This window comes from Cerasicoccus arenae, from assembly GCF_014651635.1.
Taxonomy (GTDB): domain Bacteria; phylum Verrucomicrobiota; class Verrucomicrobiia; order Opitutales; family Cerasicoccaceae; genus Cerasicoccus; species Cerasicoccus arenae.
In genome coordinates, this window is sequence record NZ_BMXG01000004.1 from 211226 (window position 1) to 229431 (window position 18206).

Sequence of the window (18206 nt, forward strand, 5' to 3'; positions counted from 1 at the left end):
GCGGCGTCAGGCCCCATGATCCATTTTTTTGCGCGACTCTACTAAAAGGATAGAGTGTTGGTCAGTTAATGCTCTTGCGGAACGAATAAACTAGCGCTCTGGGGGCCTTTTTTGCTTTGCCCGTCTAATGAAAAAGAGCATTTTGTCCAGATCATGCCGAAACTCCGTGTTACCATTTGGAACGAATTCGTTCACGAAAAGAAAAACGCCACCGTCAAGTCCATCTATCCGGACGGTATTCATGCAGTCATTGCTGAAGGCCTCAAGGAACTTGGCGCTGATGAGTTCGAAATCACCATTGCGACGCTCGACATGCCTGAGCACGGGCTGACGGAAGAAGTCCTCGCCAGCACCGACGTGCTGATCTGGTGGGGCCACTGCGCTCATGGCCAGGTGGAAGACGTCATCGTTGATCGCGTGCAAGCACGTGTGCTGCAAGGGATGGGCTTCATTGTGCTGCACAGCGGCCACTTCGCCAAGCCATTCAAGCGCCTGATGGGCACAAGCTGTGCGCTTAAGTGGCGTGAGGCTGGCGAAAAAGAGCGTCTCTGGGTTTGCAATCCTGGCCACCCGATCGCTGCTGGCATCGAAGACGGCGTTATCGAGCTTGATCAAACCGAGATGTATGGCGAACCCTTTGGCATTCCAGCACCCGACGAGCAGGTCTTTATTTCCTGGTTTGAAGGCGGCGAAGTCTTCCGTTCGGGCAATTGCTGGATTCGGGGCAATGGCAAAATTTTCTACTTCCGCCCAGGCCACGAAACCTATCCGATCTACCACAATACCACAATTCGCCGCGTCATTTATAATGCCGTGAAGTGGGCGGCACCGCAGGGGTGGTGGGAAGGCGTCATGAAGGCCCCCAATGTACCAGCGGACAAAGCTCCCGAGCCGATTAAGGCGAAAGGCAAATCAATCCACGAAGCGGGTCAAGAAGGTTTTCACTAAGCCGACTTTAAATTTATTGGGCTGGATTTTGCCTTAAACTAAGGCCTTGTCACGCGAGGCTGTGGGGCTATGTTGCCCGTTTTAACGAACAAAAAGACCATGGAAAAAACCTTCATCATTCTCAAACCCGACTGCATGGAAAAGAAGCTGTGGGGCAAAGTGCTCGACCGCTTTGCTGACGCTGGCTTCGAAATCGCAGCGTGCAAGATGGCTCAGTTGGGCTCTGAATTGCTCCGCACCCATTACGCTCACGTTGCTGATAAGCCTTTCTTCCCTGAGATTGAGGCGTTCATGAGCTCACGGCCAGTGATCATGGTTGTGCTCAAGGGCGATGACGTGATCAACAAGGTCCGCGATCTACTTGGCCCGACGGACTCCACCAAGGCACCTGCGGGCACCATTCGCGGAGACATGGGCGAGAGCATGATGATCAACGTCTGCCATGCGTCCGACGGCCCCGAAACTGCTGCTGCGGAAATCGCACGCTTCTTCAAGCCAGAAGAAGTGCTCGGCTAATCCAGCTGACAGCAAAATCTTTCCAAGGACGCTCCATTCGGGGCGTCCTTTTTATTTGCGTTTTTTGCCGCGCACCAAGCGCATCACCGCATAGCCGAGCAGCACCAGAAACACCGTCGCGAAGACGACATTTCCGCTCGTGCGACCGGGGCCAACGAGGATTTCCACGCACAGCAAAACCAGCAACACCGCGCCGACGAGACTCAGGCCGATTTTTGCGCAATCTCCCAGTCCGGCCATCAGCTTTCCTTGCGCATCAGCATGCACACGGCGTGCGCGGCAATACCGGCGCAGCGACCGAGGTCACCGATCTTTTCGTTTGTCGTAGCCTTCAGGCCGACTTCTTCCGGGGCGATCTGCAAGCTGGCTGAAAGCACGGCCTTCATCTCGTCCAGGTGCGGGGCAATCTTCGGCTCTTCGGCAATCAGAGCGATGTCCACGTTGCCAACGCAATAGCCGCGCTTGTGGGCTTCGTCAACGGCGCGGCGGAGGATGTCTTGCGAGTCCATGCCTTCGCACGTTGGATCATCATTCGGGAAAAAGTGTCCGATGTCGGGCAAACCAAGCGCGCCGAGGACGGCGTCCGCCAGCGCATGCGTCAGGCAATCTGCGTCAGAATGGCCATCGAGCCCTTTATCGTGAGGGATATCGACGCCGCCCAGCACGAGACGGCGGGCGGGCGCGAAGCGGTGAATGTCGTAACCAAGACCGATGCGAAAAGGGAGGCTCATTGTGCGTATTGTTGAAGGAGGAATTCCAGGTAAGGAAGGTCGGCGGGGGTGGTCAATTTGGGGTTGGGAAATGGGTTCTCCACGAGGGTAACCGAATGGCCTTCGCGGGCAACTGCGGCAGTATCATCGGTGACGGATAGGCCCGCCAAGCGCAGACGCCGATAGCATTCCATCACGGTTTCGCGGTGGAAGACTTGCGGCGTTTCCATAGCCCAGAGATTGGAGCGGGGCACATCTTTCAGCTTGCGCGCGGTCAGTTTCCGCTGGGAGCCCGCTGCGCGCTTGATGGTATCGGCGACCCGGTGGGCGAGCACGGCGGCACCATTTTCAAGGGCTGCTTGATGGAGGGCGTGTAAATTTTCGATGCGGATCATTGGACGGGCGCAGTCATGGATGAAGACGTAGTCTACGAGCAGGGAAGTTTCGCTAAGCCCGTTAAACACCGAATCCTGTCGCTCTTTGCCGCCCAGAGCCCACGAGATTTCCCAATCGACATTGGTTTCGGTAATGACTTTTTCCAGCGCTTCGCGTTGCTCGTCATCGCGATAAACGACGACGGCGTGCTCGATGAGTCCGCTGTCTTCAAAGGCCTTGATCGAATGCCAAAACACCGAGTGCCCGCCCAAGGGCGTCAGAACTTTGTCCGCCACTTGGCCGCGCATCCGCGTGCCGCTGCCCGCGCAAAGAAAAATTGCCGCATTTGCCATAGTCTAATTGTGAAAGGGCAGTAGCATGCAACAGGCCATTCTGAGAGCAAGCGTCAATGCGCACGAGTGCCCTGAGTTTGAATTAATATGCAATATGCGTGGACATGAAAAACGGCGCTCCCTGATAGGAGCGCCGTCGAAAGTTGCAGACGTGTAAGACTGGCCGTTACTTGGTGGGCACTTCGGCGATGGTCTTAAGAACGCGGGAGCAGATCTGGTAAGGATCGCCAGCCGAGTTCGGGCGACGGTCTTCCAGATAGCCCTGGTACTTGTCACCCTTAACGAAGCTGTGCGGAACACGGATCGAAGCACCGCGGTCAGCAACGCCCCAGGAGAACTTGTCGATCGACTGAGTTTCGTGCAGACCGGTGAGGCGCAGGTGATTGTCCGGGCCGTAAGCTGCGATGTGCTCGTCAATGTTCTTCTCGAATGCATCCATGAGCTTGAGGAAGTATTCCTTGCCGCCGACTTCACGCATGTACTTGGTGGAGAAGTTACAGTGCATGCCGGAGCCGTTCCAGTCGCCCTGGAAGGGCTTGCAATGCAGCTGAACGGTAATGCCATACTTTTCGCAGAGGCGAGACAGCAGATAACGAGCAACCCAGATGCCATCGGCGCAATTTTTGGAGCCCTTGGCGAAGACCTGATATTCCCACTGGCCCTTGGCCACTTCAGCATTGATGCCTTCGTGGTTGATGCCGGCGGCGATGCAAAGGTCGAGGTGCTTTTCGACGATTTCGCGACCGACGTCGCTCACGTTCTGGTAGCCAACGCCACAGTAGTAATCACCTTGTGGGGCAGGGAAGCCATCGGTTGGCCAGCCGAGTGGGCGACCATCCTTGTAGAGGAAGTATTCCTGCTCCAAGCCAAACCAAGTGTCTGGCTCATCCATGATGGTGGCGCGATAATTGGTTGGGTGCGGTGTGCCGTCTGGCAGCATGACTTCGCAGAGCACGATGTAGCTCTTGTCGTCACGAGCGAGGTCAGGATAAAGTGCTACTGGCTTGAGCACGCAGTCGGAGCTGTGACCTTCGGCTTGTCGCGTGGAGCTGCCATCGAAGCCCCATTCTGGGAGATCTTCAACGGACTTAGGACGCTCACTGGCGAGGCGTGATTTTCCACGCATATTTGGGACGGGGGTGTAACCATCGAGCCAAATATACTCGAGCTTGTATTTAGTAGGCATAATCGGTATTTTTATTTTAGATGACGCATTACGGCCTTCCTGTAAGGAAAGCAGCTCTGACTATCGGGTTTACTTGTGAAAACGCACGTCGAAAAGCACCTCATGTGCCAATAAGGTCTATTTTCCTCTCTATGGCGGGATTTTCGTTCCAATTGAACAAATTTTGCCAATATTCGGCTTTATGATGAATTTCGCTCATGGCTTGAGAGTCGGTAAGTGGGCATTTTTCGCCGTTTAACGAGTGCAGTCGAGGAAGAATTTTTCACTGGCTTCGCACGCTCCACAATCAATAGTCTTTAACTGATGTTGGATGGTAGTAAGGACAGTAAGCAGGCGAGGGTGCACGTGGGATATGATGGCCTGGTGCGCAAAACCTTTGTCGGGCCCATGGCGAAAGAACGCTTTGAAAACGAGCGGCGCGTGCTGACCTATCTGGAAGAGAAGGGCTGCGAATTCGTCCCCCGCATCATCGAGTGCGACCCATCCCGCGTTTATATGGTCACCACCAACTGCGGCAAAGTTGTGGAAAAAATCAGTGACCAGAAACTCGATCAATTATTTGCCGAATTGGAAACTTACGGTGTTCGCCACGAAGACCGTTTTCCGCGCAACGTAACCTACAACGCCCAATTGGGCCGATTTTGCCTGATCGACTTCGAGTTCGCCACTATCTTGGAGTCCGGCGAAGGATTGACGGTGGAGGAGGTCACGGAACACCGCATGGAACTGCGCGCGGAAGAACGGAAAAAACTTCGCGGATAAATGAACCCCGATTTACCCAATAAACCCAACGGCCTGCGCTGGTGGGCCATGACCGATAAAGGCCGATTTCGCGCCAATAACGAAGACTCATTCCTCGGACTGGAGGTCGATGGACGAGAGGTTTTCCGCTTAGGAAAAATCGGTGAGGCGACTTTTGAACAAGGCGATTTTATCTTTGCTGTCAGTGACGGCATGGGCGGTGCCAATGCGGGGGAATTTGCCAGTAATATTGCGGTAGAGAAAATCACGCAGCTTTTGCCCAATGCCTTCCGTCTGCGCGCAACTGGCTTCAGCCGTGGAGGTGTGGATTTCCTCGCCGAAGTCATTGAACAGATACACCGGGCAATGCGCTATCAGGGCCTTGCCTATGAGGAAACCAGCGGGATGGGTGCCACGCTCAGCCTCTGCTGGTTTACGCCGGAAAAGGCGTATTTTGGCCACGTTGGCGACAGCCGTATCTATCACTTGCCCAATGGAGGCGTTTTCAAGCAGATGACGCATGACCACACCCACGTTGGCTCACTCGTCCGCGCTGGCAAAATGACTGAAATTCAAGCCCGCCTGCATCCCAGTAAGTCTGCGCTACAGATGGTCCTCGGTGGCCGTATGGAGAGCGTCGACCCGCAATTGGGCCAAGTGATTTACGAGCCAGGGGATTGGTTTGTTTTCTGCACAGATGGGATTTCGGACGGCGTCAGCTCCCGAAAAATCGACGACCTCGTCCGTACACCATCCATCCCAGCACAGAAGTTTTTGCCCGCCGAACGCCTCATCCGCGAGGCATGGGACATCTCCCGCGACAACATGACAGCCGTTGTCGTGGAGGTGTTTTAACGCCGCTAACCAGCAACTAAAAGGTTGCCAATGGGCGGCTTCGCCAGATTTCCGTCAGCTCAAACTTTGCTGTAGTTTCCATTTCTGGCCGTCAATTGCCCCAAAAAGAGCATAAAAGTATCAGTTTGGTTTTGACTGAAAAGTAGCCCTGAATCCGCCGCAACCAGCATGGTCATTGGCTTGGAGGCGGTTTGGGGCGGTTTTCCAGATCGATACCCCCCCTCAAAGCGCAAAGGCGCATTTTTCACTCACCCAATCCTTGCCCTTAGAGCTTGATTGCGGACCCCATCGCGCGAGGATTAAGGGCATGAACGGAGGATCAAAATGAGCAATATTTCCCCAAAACCCCGAACCCGTCTTCACGAAAAACTCGCCCGTGGAAGCGGCATTGAGCGCCTAATGCAGGACCTGGGCCGCGCCATGGCTGAAGGGGCAGGGCACGTTCATATGCTCGGTGGCGGCAACCCTGCACCAATCCCAGAAGTCACTGCCCGCTGGCGAGATATGATGTCAACCATGCTGGAAAAGTCCCCTGAGCGCTTCGATCGCATGCTTGGCGTCTACGACCCTCAGCAGGGCAACCGACGCTTTATTCAGGCCGTTGTGCGCCTCTTCAACGAAGCCTATGACTGGGGTTTGACCGAGGAAAATGTCGTCATTACAAACGGCGGCCAGACGGCGTATTTTTACCTGTTTAACTTGTTGGCAGGCGAGTCTACAAGCGGCCTGCGGCGGATACTGTTCCCGCTCATGCCAGAATACATCGGCTATGCCGAGCAGGGCCTCCATCCGGAGACCTTTATTGCTGCGCGTTCGACGATTGAGGAGCTGCCTGGGGGCATGTTCAAATACCACGTTGATTTCGACAACCTGCCCTGGGATGAGTCCATCGCAGCAGTGTGTGTCTCTCGCCCAACGAACCCAACGGGTAACGTATTGACTGATGCAGAGATGCGCCGCTTGCATGGCCTTTGCCGGGAGCGTGGGGCCTACCTCGTGGTTGACAATGCCTATGGCGCACCCTTCCCAGACATGATATTTACTGACGTCCAGCCCTTTTGGGGAGAGGACACCGTGTTGACTTACAGCCTTTCCAAGGTCGGTTTACCGGGCACGCGAACCGGCATTTTAATCGGCCCGCCGGAAATTTGCCGCGCCATCTCATCAATGAACGCTGTGGTCGGTTTGGCCAATGGCAATGTGGGTCAGGCGTTGACGCTGCCGCTGTTTGAATCCGGCGAGATCGTCCAACTTTCACGAGATGTCATACGGCCCTTTTACCAAGAGCGTAGCCAGCGAGCTGTCGCGGCAATAAAGGAGGCATTTGCAGGCCTGCCGTGCCGCATTCATGTCCCCGAGGGCGCGCTGTTTCTGTGGTTGTGGTTTCCCGGCCTGCCGGGGGGGGGGGATGCATTGTATGAGGACCTGAAAGCCGCCGGTGTGCTCGTCGTGCCCGGACATTTCTTTTTTCATGCCCTGCCTGAAAAATGGGACCACGCCGAAGAGTGTATTCGCATCAATTACGCAATGAATGCAGGGGCTTTTCCCGAAGCTGCGCGGGAGATGGCGGCTGTAGTAAAAGCGCGCTACGAAGCAGGTTGAACCCGCTTAAAATATGGGCTGTCAGCGACCCGGATTGGTTTATGCCGCAGTGCAATTTGACACTGATTATGGTCTTTTCGAAAAAATAAAAAAAACACTTGCAAAGGCAAAGTTCGAGTGGCTTTATACTCCACTTTCTCACTGAGAGCGGGGCTAGCTCAATTGGATAGAGCACCTGATTACGGATCAGGAGGTTGGGGGTTCGACTCCCTCGCCCCGTACCACTCTGATAGATAAGAAACCTCTGATATACAGGGGTTTTCTTATGTACGGCTATGATGACCCAATCAAGTTCATCCGTTCGATCAAGGTGTCGGTGTTATCATCGATCAGGATCTTCGCTAAGGCTCAAAAAGCAGAACATTAGCCAGTCTGCTAGACTAACAAATACTGCGATCTTTAGAGCGCTGTTGTTTCATTGGATAAGGAGTTAACTTACCAGATTTTTGCCGTTTTATAGCCTATAAGGATATTCCGACATTGCCTTTCGGGAATAAATCGTAGGATAATATTCTCATCTCTCCTGAACCCGCCGATACTGCTAATCGCCTCCTGAAACTAGTAAGATAACTCCCATATCTAATGAATATAAGACTACTATTGGATTCGGTGTCATATAGAGATGCCGACAAATCTGGCTTTATAAAGTTACTACGATCATTCACTCTTATGCTGCTGGCGCTATTTGCGGCGAATTCATCACAGCTGCACGCCCTAAGCTATGAGGAATGGGTTCAAGGCTTTGACTTCGGTGCCTTGGATGATACGCCCATGGGCAATGCGGATAACGACCCTTACAGCAACGGCTTGGAATTCGTTTTTGGCACAGATCCCTTGGCCCCAACTTCCGCGGTGGAGGTCGGTCCTTGGGTCGAGCCAACCGAAGGTGGCAGTGCTTTTATTTTCCAAATCTACAACGATCTGGACGCCGAAGTAAAAGTGGTTCTGGAGCGGGCGACTGGGTTGTCACCTAACGATTGGAATGTCATTGCTCGCGAAGATTCGGGGCGCCCGGATCCGTTGAATCCCGACATTACCTTTTTCGAAGAGCTAATTCCATCGGGTGAGCCGCGGTATTTTTACCGACTGAGCTTCACCATCCCGTTCTCCAATGACCGCGAGGCAAAGATTTCTGTCGGCAACATGGTTGGCCTCGGGTGGGATGGTATTACGCAGATTGACACGGCTTACATTTACCAAGACAATCCCGCCGTTCTCGGCACGGATCCCGCGGTAGAAGACGATAGCAAATATCCGCGCGCAATTGGTGCTACCCAGACTGCCTTCACGGAGAACCTGCTGAAGGATTTTCAAGGCGAGCGTCCCCGTTTACGCAGTTGGATGGGTTGGTTCCTTTGGGGCAATGGCACGCCGCCTCCCGGTCGCAAGGCAGGCTTTGATTTCAACTGGGACAGCACTGTCAAGGATCCTTGGGATTACTTTTCTTACCAACAGACGCTCGACGATAACAACGAGCTGATTTCGGCTTCATGGACCCCGGTTCGCGTTGATCAGCAGCCGCTATACATGCACCCGCTGCGGCTGAACTATAATTGGGCTCCGGGCCGCTTTGGTTTCGAGACAAAGCCGCTGCTCCATTTCCCCAATAATGTCTTCTATTACAAAGAAAAGACGATCGTGCGCGGAATTAACCTGTCGCCGAATTATCCCTATTTCATCCAATACGGCGATAAAATCGACACCAACGAGCAGCCGAATTATCCGGAAGCATGGGCCGAACGCTGGCTTCGGATGAAGAATCGACCATTGGAAACGCTAGTGCTCGTGCCTTCGGTTATCCCCCCAGCTGACATTAATAACAATGGTGAATATCTATTGGCCAATGGCGCGTGGAATGATGTGGAGACGGGGTCGGCCACCAATTATCAACCATTCCCATACCCGGTGTTTAACACCGATCTACCACCGCAGGATCAAACGCCGTTCACCGTTCTCACGGACAAAATGGGTGATTGGCATGCTGACTTGGTTTACGAAGGCGGCCACCCAGGCTTGTCGAATTACAACCCAGTTCGCTATTTCCGCACGAATTATGATCAGATGGCGGATGGGAATTATCTGAAGATGACGGTTGCGCAGGGATCACCGTTTGTCTGGTGCGAATACGGCGCGAGCGTCACGGGTCCACAGGACAACGATCGCTACATGATTTTCTATAATCTGATTCGGCAGAATCTGAAGGGATCGGTCGACAACAACAGTGGAACTGGCGCGGAAACTGTTACGCAAATTGACGGTATGGCTGGCCCATGGGAAGTTCCTGGGGTGGACGGAGTCAGCTACGTGCTGCTTTATGGCAACCAAAACAACCCGAATCAATTTTATCAGGAAGTCGAAGCGGACTTCAAGAAGTTGATTGATCCGGATGCCCCCCTACCGGGCATGGATCCAGGTGGATTCAACCAACCGGGCGATCAGAACAATCAGAGTTATTTCGCTGTATTTTATCGGACGGACTCCGTCGAGGCTGTCACATTAGGTAATGGTGGTGTGGATTCCGCTGACAACAATGGCACGGATGCTCAAGGGAATCCCTATTTCTTCCTGAAGTTTGACACTAGCGATCCGACCTATCAGAAGACCGGTAAGGGCTGGTTTGTGGTGGGGCAGGTCCCAGTCATGCGCTACTACCACACTGATGTCCCACGTGACGATCGCTCGCTATGGGATAATGCCGCTAAAGCATGGGCTGACGAAATGGGAAAATACGCCTTCAATTTCCTCACTGACACAAGAATTGATTACAGCGTGCAGAACATGAACAAGGTGACGACCGAGTTCCATGCCACGTTTGGCAACCCCTATGAGGCCGCAGGTGCTGTTGGTGGTGCAAGCATGACGGCGGCAGCTGACAAGACTGTTTGGGCGCTGTTCCCGCACCATTACCAACCTCTCACGCTGGGTCCCGACTTGACTAAGGCCAGTCAGGATCAAGTGGTCTGGAATCCACTCAAAACGACGGGCATCGATTTTCCATCCGTTACTTCGCCGCCCAATGCCAATAAGAGCACGCCGACGACGGAGGCCCGTTGGGACTACTGGCATCCGCGGGGGACGCTCAAGTCGGTGGTGACTGGTAGCTTCACGGTCGAGTATCCATTTCAAAACTTTCTCCCAGCCATGCCGCCACCCAAATGGGAGCAAAACTACGAACAGATCGGCGTGCAGTATATCACACTGGACAACGTGGATAGCTACACGATGATTACCGAGGAGCCGACGGCGACTTTGGTGGACAAGCGCATCGTTGGTGTCACACCCGACGCGTATGGTAACCCGATAACCCAATTGGGTAGCGGGGCTACCTTTAAGGTACTGCGCGAGCCGCAAACCGGTCAAATTTTGCAAGTCGATGTGGTTACCCGTGGCACTGGCTACCCGGAAGGCAACCCCCCCCCCGCGGATCAACTGGAGCTAGTGATTTCCGCGCCACCACTCTCGAACGATCCGAATGATCAGGCTACTGCGCGAGTTCAGGTCAACGGCGTTGGCCAAGTGCTGGCCGTCTTCATGAACAACAAGGGCGATGGCTACCGCTCCACGGTTAAGGTCACGCAGGCGGGTAACGAGAATCTGGACCCAGCGCTCGTTCTACCGCGCTTTGAAGATCCCGATCATAATAATCCAGACGCTCCGCGGAAGATGTTGTCTGGTCAGGCCCGTATTCTCTCGGGAGGCGCAGGCTACGATTTCGATGACACGGTAAATCCGGTTGTTGCAACGGTTATTGGTAATGGCTCGGGTGGCACCGCAACGATTGCTGCCCCAGGTCAGGTATTTGGTATTCGCAACGCTGCGATTGGCGGCTTCGATGCTAATGGCCGTTATCCGGTGATTGGCGACGACCCAGACCCGGCGGTTAATTTGCAGCTCACTGCGGCTAACATTGTGGCAGAGTTACCATCACCCGTTGAACCGAGTAAAAATGCGCCGACTCTAGTCCCGCAATTGGCTTTAAACAAGGCGGACCCATTCTTGCCCTTAGTTACCGATGGCGGTCTCTACTCTGCGTTGCCTACGGCAAGCTATCTTGACGATGCCAGCCAATCGCACAATCTCATTGTTGAGTCGCGCTTGGTTGATGGTGGCACCCAAATTACTAAGTTGAATTTTGATGGTCCCATCGGCGAGGTCTCTACAGCTAGACCGGTCAGCTTCACCGGTGGAACTGCCATCAGTGAGGCTTCTGCCCAGATACTGCCATCGGCTTCTTTGTCAGGTCTGATACTTCAGTCCGACCCAAATACAGGCACGTATGACACGCCAGTGGAAGTCGCCTTCGCCGGTGGTCAAGCTGGCGCGGGTTCCGATACTGGAACCTTTGAGATGCCCACTTTTGATTGGAGCGTTGATGCGCAGGGCAAACTGGTCGTCACGGATTTTGCGCCGGATGGGAAGGGCAAGGGCTTTTGGGCTGACGCTCTTTTTGAAGTGCGTGGCGGTCGCGGGTTCGATGCGGCATTCCAAGTCTTCGTTGAGCCCACCAGTGGTGTTTCGGGGGAGGGTGTCCCATTGGGCAAGATTTCTGAGGTCAAGGTGGCACGTCGCGGTTCCAATTATCCCAAAGAGCCGGGCGCTGTTGGTGCCCTCATCCGCCAAGGGGATCCCGTCTTAACGCAATCCGCCTTGCTGGAGGTAATTGTGGGTGACGATGGTGGCATAGACTCTGTTAATGTAATCAATGGCGGCGATGGTTATCTCTCCAACAATAGTCGCACGGTCGAGCTCGTTGGCATTGGTATCGGGGCCACTTTTGATGTGACTGTAGTCGGTGGCGAAATTACCGATGTCGCCGTTACTGACGGTGGCTCAGGCTATTCCATTCACCCCAATACCCTTCAGGGAATTGCGACCGGGGCAGGGGCTGGCGCGCTGTTTGGCGTCAATGTCAATTCAGGGACTGGCGTGATCGAGAGTGTGGTGGTTCAGAATGGGGGTAGTGGATATCTTGATGATGATTCGACGCAGATCCTCATCATCCCTGGCCCCGACGCGGCAGGTGTCGTGAATCCCCCACGTGGCGCATTCGCATCCATCGACCTGAAATTTAATACCGCCACGGGGGAGCTGGAACCGCGTAATCCCGGTATCTTTGTGAGAAATAGTGCAGTGCAGCGCGGGTATTTGCCCAATTCCAATGGCACGACCAGCAACTTGACTCCTCGTTTGAATCTATATTTTCAGGGTGTGAATACGCGCCAAGTGCTCCAACCATCGCTAGCGGCGGGTTTCCTGACGCAATCGGTACCAAAGAATATCAATGTTGAGCAGGTGATGTACGACAACGTCATTGGCCAATACAAGGTGGATATGTCTGATGGGCAGCGTCCTTTTGGTGGTGCCTTCGGCGGCAATTCGGCACCCGATGGCTATGGCTTGGGTAATCAACTTTCGGCGACGACTAAATGGGTGAATGTGCTCTACCACCTGCAGCAGCAATACGAGGATGCCGACGTGCCATCGGTCACGCCGTCTCCTTGGGCCTTTGTTGTGGGGAGCACGCCTTATGCAGCCTCGGAGCCTTATACTTACGAGCGCGGCATCCCGATTTTGGCCGATCATAATCCTCTCTTCACGCTCACGGGAGCGTTGGAAACCTCCGTGCAAATGATGCAGCGCACGCTGAGTCTGTTGCACGTAGATGTAAATGGTCGTCCTTACACGAACGAGGTTACGGATCAGTCCCTGACGTGGACGATGGAGTATTTTTCGTCCTACGATTATGGCGTCGGGCGCATCGTGATTAATCCGACCGCCACAATTCCGGCGAACGGCATTGTCAGCTCAGTTTCCACCCCCCCCCCTCCGCCTGCTGATCAGAACGATCCGAAAAGCGGTTTACTCTCTTGGCAGGAGGGTCGTTTATGGAGTGGGTTTGGCGTATCTGACCAATGGAATGACCAACACTATTTCTTTGGTTACTACCTCGGCGTTGCAGGCTGGGCGGCGATCTTTGACCATTCTTGGGATAAGACCATCGATGCGAAGCCTACTGGCCTTTGGGCGAGTAGTTCACAAATGGGCACTGCGCTGGACCAATGGTATCTTTCCGTCGCGTATGATCCGGATAATGCAGCGCTCGTGAATGACATTTATACCAAGCCCGAATTTACCTATCAGAAACTGCCGTTCTTCGACCAGTGGACCGGCCACGGATGGGCAACAGGTGCTCAGCCCGGCCCGGCAGGCTCTGATCTTCAGGACTCCTCGAATTGGAGCAAAGCGCAAGGTTCAGGCACGAGTAACTTCAAATACGGCGACGAAAACGAAAACTCGGTATGGGAAGGTCTTCAGGCCTTCAGCGCTGCGATTCTCTGGGGTGCTGGCACGGATCGTAAGAGTTTGACTGATGTTGGGGTGTATATGCTCGCAACGGGCATGGCAGCCAACGACATGTATTTCGCCGACAAGAACTACAACCTGTCCGAGTCTGCTCGCAACGAATACTCTTGGGTGCCAGTCACAACCACGCCTGCTTCGGAGGTCGCCAACAACGGCGGCAACACCTACCCTCAGAATGTAAGTTTCGTCTCGGCCAACCCAAGCGCTTACTACGATGCGCCAGAATATTTCGGTGGTGAAGCGTCTACGGGCGTTTCGCTAATTCGTAAATATGGTCCCGAGTTGGAGAATTTTTTCTACGCGTTTCCAACTGGATCGAAGTTCATTACGGCCTATCCGCCCACGGCTTGGACGTTGGGTATTGCGCGCAATACCGACTACATGCGTCGCTTTACCGGTGCAATGATGCAGGAGGATTGGGCAGCCGCGCGCAATTCAGATCTATATCAAGCCGGCAATTGGCTGGGTATGGCGCTCACCTCTGCACTGTCTGGTGTTCCCTATAATCCGGGAGACCTGCCGCTTAACGCCGAGGGCACTGAGCTCAAACCGGTACAAACCCGACCTAGGGAATACGTAGAGCGGCTATGGTCGAGCTGGACTTCGCTGAACGATATCGCTGGTATTCAAGCCGCTCGTCAGCCCGCTTTCAGCAGCACTTCGGCGATGCACTTCCTACACGCGACCGATGCGTATGGCACACCGGATTGGACTTATATCGGCCGTGCTACAAATGCGGGAGGGGCGGATGATAATAATGCCATCCTTTTCCAAGCCGTTTTCACCAAATTGTCCGATGATGGATCTACGGTCGAAACGACCTTCGTAGCCTTTAATCCAGGTTGGGAAACGCGCTACAGCGTCTTTGATCGACTGGCGAGCGATGGCTCTGTGGGTAGCATAAGTGTATCGGGTGTCATGGAAGTGAAGCCAAAGAAAATGGTGGTTAAGACCATGATTATTCCAGTGAATTAAATCTGGCTTCTACGAATTTTTAATCTGCGCCTGAACCGATTTGGTTCAGGCGCTTTTTATGCCTAGGTGATTGCTGGTGTCGGATTGTCGGCCAGCAAGAGAAAGAGGGTAGCGGGTTCGCCCGAGAAGGAGAGGGCCTGCAAGTGCGCTGATCTGGCTCGCCAAGCTGGTCGAAAGATTCGTCTGGGACTGCCTGTAGGACCACGCAGGGACTAAGCCCGCCTCATACGTATGGGTTTGAATATAACGTCTCTATTCGAATGAGTGCACAAGTTCGGCTTACATCATTAAGAAGCCTCGAAAAAACAAAAAGTATTGTCTCTGATAAATGTGACAGTTTTTTGCAGCTAGTTTAATTTCTATCGGCACCGATTCCATTTTGTCCATGTGGCCTAGTATGTTCAGAGTGGATAAGGACATTACACATCCGCGCTGTTCGTGCCCTATTTTCTCGAATCGAGAAAACATTTGAAATCCCGGCTAAACTCACCGATTGTCTGACGATTCACAATGTCTGATTTATTGCGCAAACCCGATTGGCTCCGCGCCAAGCTTCCTAATGGCCCTGGTTACATGGCCACACGTCGCAACGTAGACGAGCACTCGCTGCACACTGTCTGCGAGAGCGCGAAGTGCCCAAACATGGGTGAATGCTGGAGTCGCGGAACGGCCACGGTAATGATCCTGGGTAACGTTTGTACGCGCGCCTGCACGTTCTGCAATATCGCCACCGGTCGCCCGCCCGAGCTCGACCTCGGCGAACCCGCACGCGTGGCTGACAGTATTGCGAAGATGAACCTTAAGCACGTAGTCATCACGTCTGTGGCTCGTGACGATTTGAAGGACGGCGGAGCGAGCGTCTGGGCGGCCACTGTCCGCGCGGTGCATTACAAGTGCCCGAATACGACAGTGGAGATTCTACCGGCTGATTTTCGCGGTAAAGCCGAATACCTAGATATTGTCCTCGACGCCAAGCCTGACATTTTCAACCACAACATGGAGACCGTTGAGCGGCTCCAAAAACCGATTCGCAAGACTGCCCGCTACGACCGTTCACTGTGGGTACTTGAGCACGCTAAGTCCCGTGACTTCATTACGAAGAGTGGTATCATGCTGGGCATCGGTGAGAGGGAGGGTGAAATTGAGCAACTCCTGCGCGACCTGCGCAAGATCGACGTCAATATCTTGACGATTGGCCAATACCTTCAGCCCACCAAAAAGCACGAAACGCTGGACCGCTGGGTTACTCCAGAAGAGTTCAATCACTGGAAGCAATGGGCGCTCAAGCTAGGTTTCGACGTCGTCGAAAGCGGCCCCTTGGTCCGTTCAAGCTACCACGCCGATATGCAAGTGGACTTGTTTGGCCTCCTCGAAAAGCGTCATGCTGAAAAGGCCGCCGAGAGCGCCTGATTTTTGGCACCACCCGTAATAATAGCTTTGCTCTATTAGGGGGGATAGGGGGCTTGGAAAAGAAAGAGAGCGGTTATCGAAATAATTCCCTGAAAATTGTTTCACTTCTGCTTTTCTCTCAGTGGAGGTATGCTTATGGTAAGACATATGCACCCCTATATCGCAAAAACCCTTGATACCGTTAAGAAACGTAACAACAGCGAGCCAATTTTTTTGCAGGCCGTGGGCGAAGTTCTGACTACGCTCGACCCGATGCTGGAAGAGCATCCGGAGATCGCAGACCTTAATTTACTGGAGCGCATGTGCGAGCCAGAGCGACAGTTGATTTTTCGTGTGGTTTGGAAGGGGGACGACGGCAATGTCCACGTAACGCGTGGTTTCCGCATTGAGTTTTCCAGTGTGCTCGGTCCTTACAAGGGCGGGCTGCGTTTCCAGCCCGTAGTGAACATGGGGGTTATGAAATTCCTAGGCTTTGAGCAGGTCTTTAAAAATAGCCTGACTGGCCTCAATATCGGCGGCGGCAAAGGTGGTGCCGAGTTTGATCCTCACGGCAAGAGCGACGACGAGATGATGCGTTTTTGCCAAGCGTTCATGAGCGAACTCTATCGCCATATCGGAGCTCAGCGTGATGTGCCAGCGGGAGACATGGGCGTGGGTGCACGGGAGATCGGGTATCTCTTTGGCCAATACAAGCGCCTCACCAATCGCTACGAGCTCGGTGTGCTCACCGGCAAAGGCGTTGGCTGGGGGGGCTCTCAGGCGCGTACTGAGGCAACTGGCTATGGCGTCATTTATTTCGCACAGGAGATGCTAAATGCGGCGGGTGACGATCTTAAGGGCAAGCGGGCGGTTGTCTCCGGTGCCGGGAACGTCGCGACCTATGCGATCAAGAAGCTCCAGGATATGGGTGCTAAGGTTGTTGCCTGCTCCGATTCCACTGGCACGCTCTACCACGAGGAGGGCTTGGATGTCTCCACGATCAAACATTTGGCCGAAGTTGAGCGTAAGCATATCGATGCCTATCTTGCCGTGCACAAGGACGCCGTTTTTCGCCCCAATACCAAGGTATGGAATGTTCCGTGTGATGTCGCTTTTCCGTGTGCAACGCAAAACGAGCTTGATGGAGATGATGCGAGGGTGCTTATCGATAATGACGTACGTTTGGTCTGCGAGGGTGCCAATATGCCATGCACGCCTGAAGCCATGTTAGCCTTCCGAGAAGCGGGCGTTCTCTTTGGCCCGGCTAAGGCTGCCAATGCGGGCGGTGTCGCTGTTTCCGCCCTTGAGATGCAGCAGAATGCAGGGTTGGAGCGTTGGACTTTCCAGCAAGTCGACGAGGAATTGCACAAAATCATGCGTGGTATTTTCACGCAGTGCACACACTGCGCGAAGAAGTATTCTACACCCACGGACTATGTCACTGGTGCCAACATTGCTGGCTTTCTCCGTGTCGCCCAAGCCATGGTCAGTCACGGACTGATTTAGGCCTTACTTGCGTTCATCGGTCAAAAAGTTGGATAACGTAGGTGTCCCAATATTGATCGCCGTGTAGCAATCCGCCTAGCATGATTGGCTTCAGGCTCTCGCTAGGGGTGGTTCGTTCCAACGCCTTAAGGGTGCCAGTAATGACAAAAGTCAACGATCAACCCCGTTTGACCCCGCTCAATGCCGTTATGTCCCTAAGCTGTTAGGCGACCAGAACTCCGCATGAACGCTGGGATTCGGCATAAATAAAGGCCTCAGAGTGATCTGAGACCTTTAATGTTGGTCGGCCTGCGGGGATGTATTTCATAACTTTCTCGTACGAACTTTGTCCCCGCAGGTTCGCCTGACGTGATCTATTTCATAAAATCAATTCTGAGTCGTTTGGGCGCAATTGTTGCCCGTCTGCATCAATAAGTGAAATTTGGTTCGCATCTTCAACCTCCAGCGTCTGACGTTGACTGAAGGGCAGGGTGGTTTTCAGCTTGAATGGACATAGCGTGAATAGTCGCGCTGGTCGAGCTTACGTGAATGAGTCCACTTGAATCGTTAGTCTGGCGCTTTATTTGACCCGCTCCCAATCTTTGACCCGCTCCCAATCTTCATGCCATAGGCAGTGCTAGGATTTTCCGCTTCGATTGGGTTGTTGTTGTCTTGGCTACAGCTTGCTGGGCGTATTCGGCCGGAGGC

12 protein-coding genes and 1 tRNA gene are annotated in these 18206 nt (G+C 53.7%); 9 read left to right on the plus strand and 4 right to left on the minus strand.

The window, feature by feature from the left end; translation table 11 throughout:
- Positions 1 to 153 precede the first annotated feature (153 nt).
- The gene (locus IE065_RS04850) at positions 154 to 948 is read left to right on the plus strand and encodes a ThuA domain-containing protein (protein WP_189512374.1); all 795 of its coding nucleotides are present in this window, start codon (positions 154 to 156) and stop codon (positions 946 to 948) included.
- A gap of 99 nt (positions 949 to 1047) precedes the next feature.
- Positions 1048 to 1464: a nucleoside-diphosphate kinase gene (ndk, locus tag IE065_RS04855; protein ID WP_189512376.1), complete on the plus strand. Its 417-nt coding sequence runs from the start codon at positions 1048 to 1050 to the stop codon at positions 1462 to 1464.
- A gap of 51 nt (positions 1465 to 1515) precedes the next feature.
- Here the strand turns inward: ndk and IE065_RS04860 are convergent, their stop codons facing one another.
- The 4 genes from IE065_RS04860 to IE065_RS04875 all read right to left on the minus strand — a co-directional run bounded on the left by IE065_RS04860 (position 1516) and on the right by IE065_RS04875 (position 4088).
- Positions 1516 to 1704, minus strand: coding sequence for a hypothetical protein (locus IE065_RS04860; RefSeq protein ID WP_189512379.1), 189 nt, complete (start codon positions 1702 to 1704; stop codon positions 1516 to 1518).
- Positions 1704 to 2195 carry a 2-C-methyl-D-erythritol 2,4-cyclodiphosphate synthase gene (gene ispF, locus IE065_RS04865; RefSeq protein ID WP_189512381.1) on the minus strand — a complete coding sequence of 164 codons (492 nt, stop codon included), beginning with the start codon at positions 2193 to 2195 and terminating at the stop codon, positions 1704 to 1706. The genes IE065_RS04860 and ispF overlap by 1 nt, the downstream gene beginning before the upstream one ends.
- Positions 2192 to 2902 (minus strand): IspD/TarI family cytidylyltransferase, encoded by a 711-nt coding sequence (locus tag IE065_RS04870; protein ID WP_189512383.1) that lies wholly within the window; start codon positions 2900 to 2902, stop codon positions 2192 to 2194. The genes ispF and IE065_RS04870 overlap by 4 nt, the downstream gene beginning before the upstream one ends.
- Positions 2903 to 3068: 166 nt before the next feature.
- Positions 3069 to 4088 carry a glutamine synthetase beta-grasp domain-containing protein gene (locus IE065_RS04875; RefSeq protein WP_189512385.1) on the minus strand — a complete coding sequence of 340 codons (1020 nt, stop codon included), beginning with the start codon at positions 4086 to 4088 and terminating at the stop codon, positions 3069 to 3071.
- A 303-nt stretch (positions 4089 to 4391) separates the two neighbouring features.
- On the opposite strand from IE065_RS04875, the gene IE065_RS04880 reads away from it, so the two are divergent.
- The 7 genes from IE065_RS04880 to gdhA all read left to right on the plus strand — a co-directional run bounded on the left by IE065_RS04880 (position 4392) and on the right by gdhA (position 17519).
- Entirely contained in the window at positions 4392 to 4850 is a 459-nt protein-coding gene (locus IE065_RS04880; RefSeq protein ID WP_200163215.1) for a BUD32 family EKC/KEOPS complex subunit, read from the plus strand.
- Positions 4851 to 5684, plus strand: a complete 834-nt coding sequence (locus IE065_RS04885) for a PP2C family protein-serine/threonine phosphatase (protein WP_189512387.1) — start codon at positions 4851 to 4853, stop codon at positions 5682 to 5684.
- Between the two features lie 324 nt (positions 5685 to 6008).
- Complete coding sequence (locus tag IE065_RS04890; protein ID WP_189512389.1) at positions 6009 to 7286, plus strand: valine--pyruvate transaminase; 1278 nt, start codon at positions 6009 to 6011, stop codon at positions 7284 to 7286.
- A gap of 147 nt (positions 7287 to 7433) precedes the next feature.
- Positions 7434 to 7510: transfer RNA gene (locus IE065_RS04895), tRNA-Arg, on the plus strand.
- A 445-nt stretch (positions 7511 to 7955) separates the two neighbouring features.
- Positions 7956 to 14624 (plus strand): hypothetical protein, encoded by a 6669-nt coding sequence (locus IE065_RS04900; protein ID WP_189512391.1) that lies wholly within the window; start codon positions 7956 to 7958, stop codon positions 14622 to 14624.
- A gap of 510 nt (positions 14625 to 15134) precedes the next feature.
- Entirely contained in the window at positions 15135 to 16034 is a 900-nt protein-coding gene (lipA, locus tag IE065_RS04905; RefSeq protein WP_189512393.1) for a lipoyl synthase, read from the plus strand.
- A gap of 147 nt (positions 16035 to 16181) precedes the next feature.
- Positions 16182 to 17519 carry an NADP-specific glutamate dehydrogenase gene (gene gdhA, locus IE065_RS04910; protein ID WP_189512395.1) on the plus strand — a complete coding sequence of 446 codons (1338 nt, stop codon included), beginning with the start codon at positions 16182 to 16184 and terminating at the stop codon, positions 17517 to 17519.
- Positions 17520 to 18206 lie beyond the last annotated feature (687 nt).

Coding starts and splice junctions, on each gene's coding strand:
- IE065_RS04850 (WP_189512374.1), top strand. CDS start 154: ATGCCGAAACTCCGTGTTACCATTTGGAACGAATTCGTTCACGAAAAG.
- IE065_RS04900 (WP_189512391.1), top strand. CDS start 7,956: ATGCTGCTGGCGCTATTTGCGGCGAATTCATCACAGCTGCACGCCCTA.
- IE065_RS04880 (WP_200163215.1), top strand. CDS start 4,392: ATGTTGGATGGTAGTAAGGACAGTAAGCAGGCGAGGGTGCACGTGGGA.
- ispF (WP_189512381.1), bottom strand. CDS start 2,195: ATGAGCCTCCCTTTTCGCATCGGTCTTGGTTACGACATTCACCGCTTC.
- IE065_RS04875 (WP_189512385.1), bottom strand. CDS start 4,088: ATGCCTACTAAATACAAGCTCGAGTATATTTGGCTCGATGGTTACACC.
- lipA (WP_189512393.1), top strand. CDS start 15,135: ATGTCTGATTTATTGCGCAAACCCGATTGGCTCCGCGCCAAGCTTCCT.
- IE065_RS04885 (WP_189512387.1), top strand. CDS start 4,851: ATGAACCCCGATTTACCCAATAAACCCAACGGCCTGCGCTGGTGGGCC.
- IE065_RS04890 (WP_189512389.1), top strand. CDS start 6,009: ATGAGCAATATTTCCCCAAAACCCCGAACCCGTCTTCACGAAAAACTC.
- gdhA (WP_189512395.1), top strand. CDS start 16,182: ATGCACCCCTATATCGCAAAAACCCTTGATACCGTTAAGAAACGTAAC.
- IE065_RS04860 (WP_189512379.1), bottom strand. CDS start 1,704: ATGGCCGGACTGGGAGATTGCGCAAAAATCGGCCTGAGTCTCGTCGGC.
- IE065_RS04870 (WP_189512383.1), bottom strand. CDS start 2,902: ATGGCAAATGCGGCAATTTTTCTTTGCGCGGGCAGCGGCACGCGGATG.
- ndk (WP_189512376.1), top strand. CDS start 1,048: ATGGAAAAAACCTTCATCATTCTCAAACCCGACTGCATGGAAAAGAAG.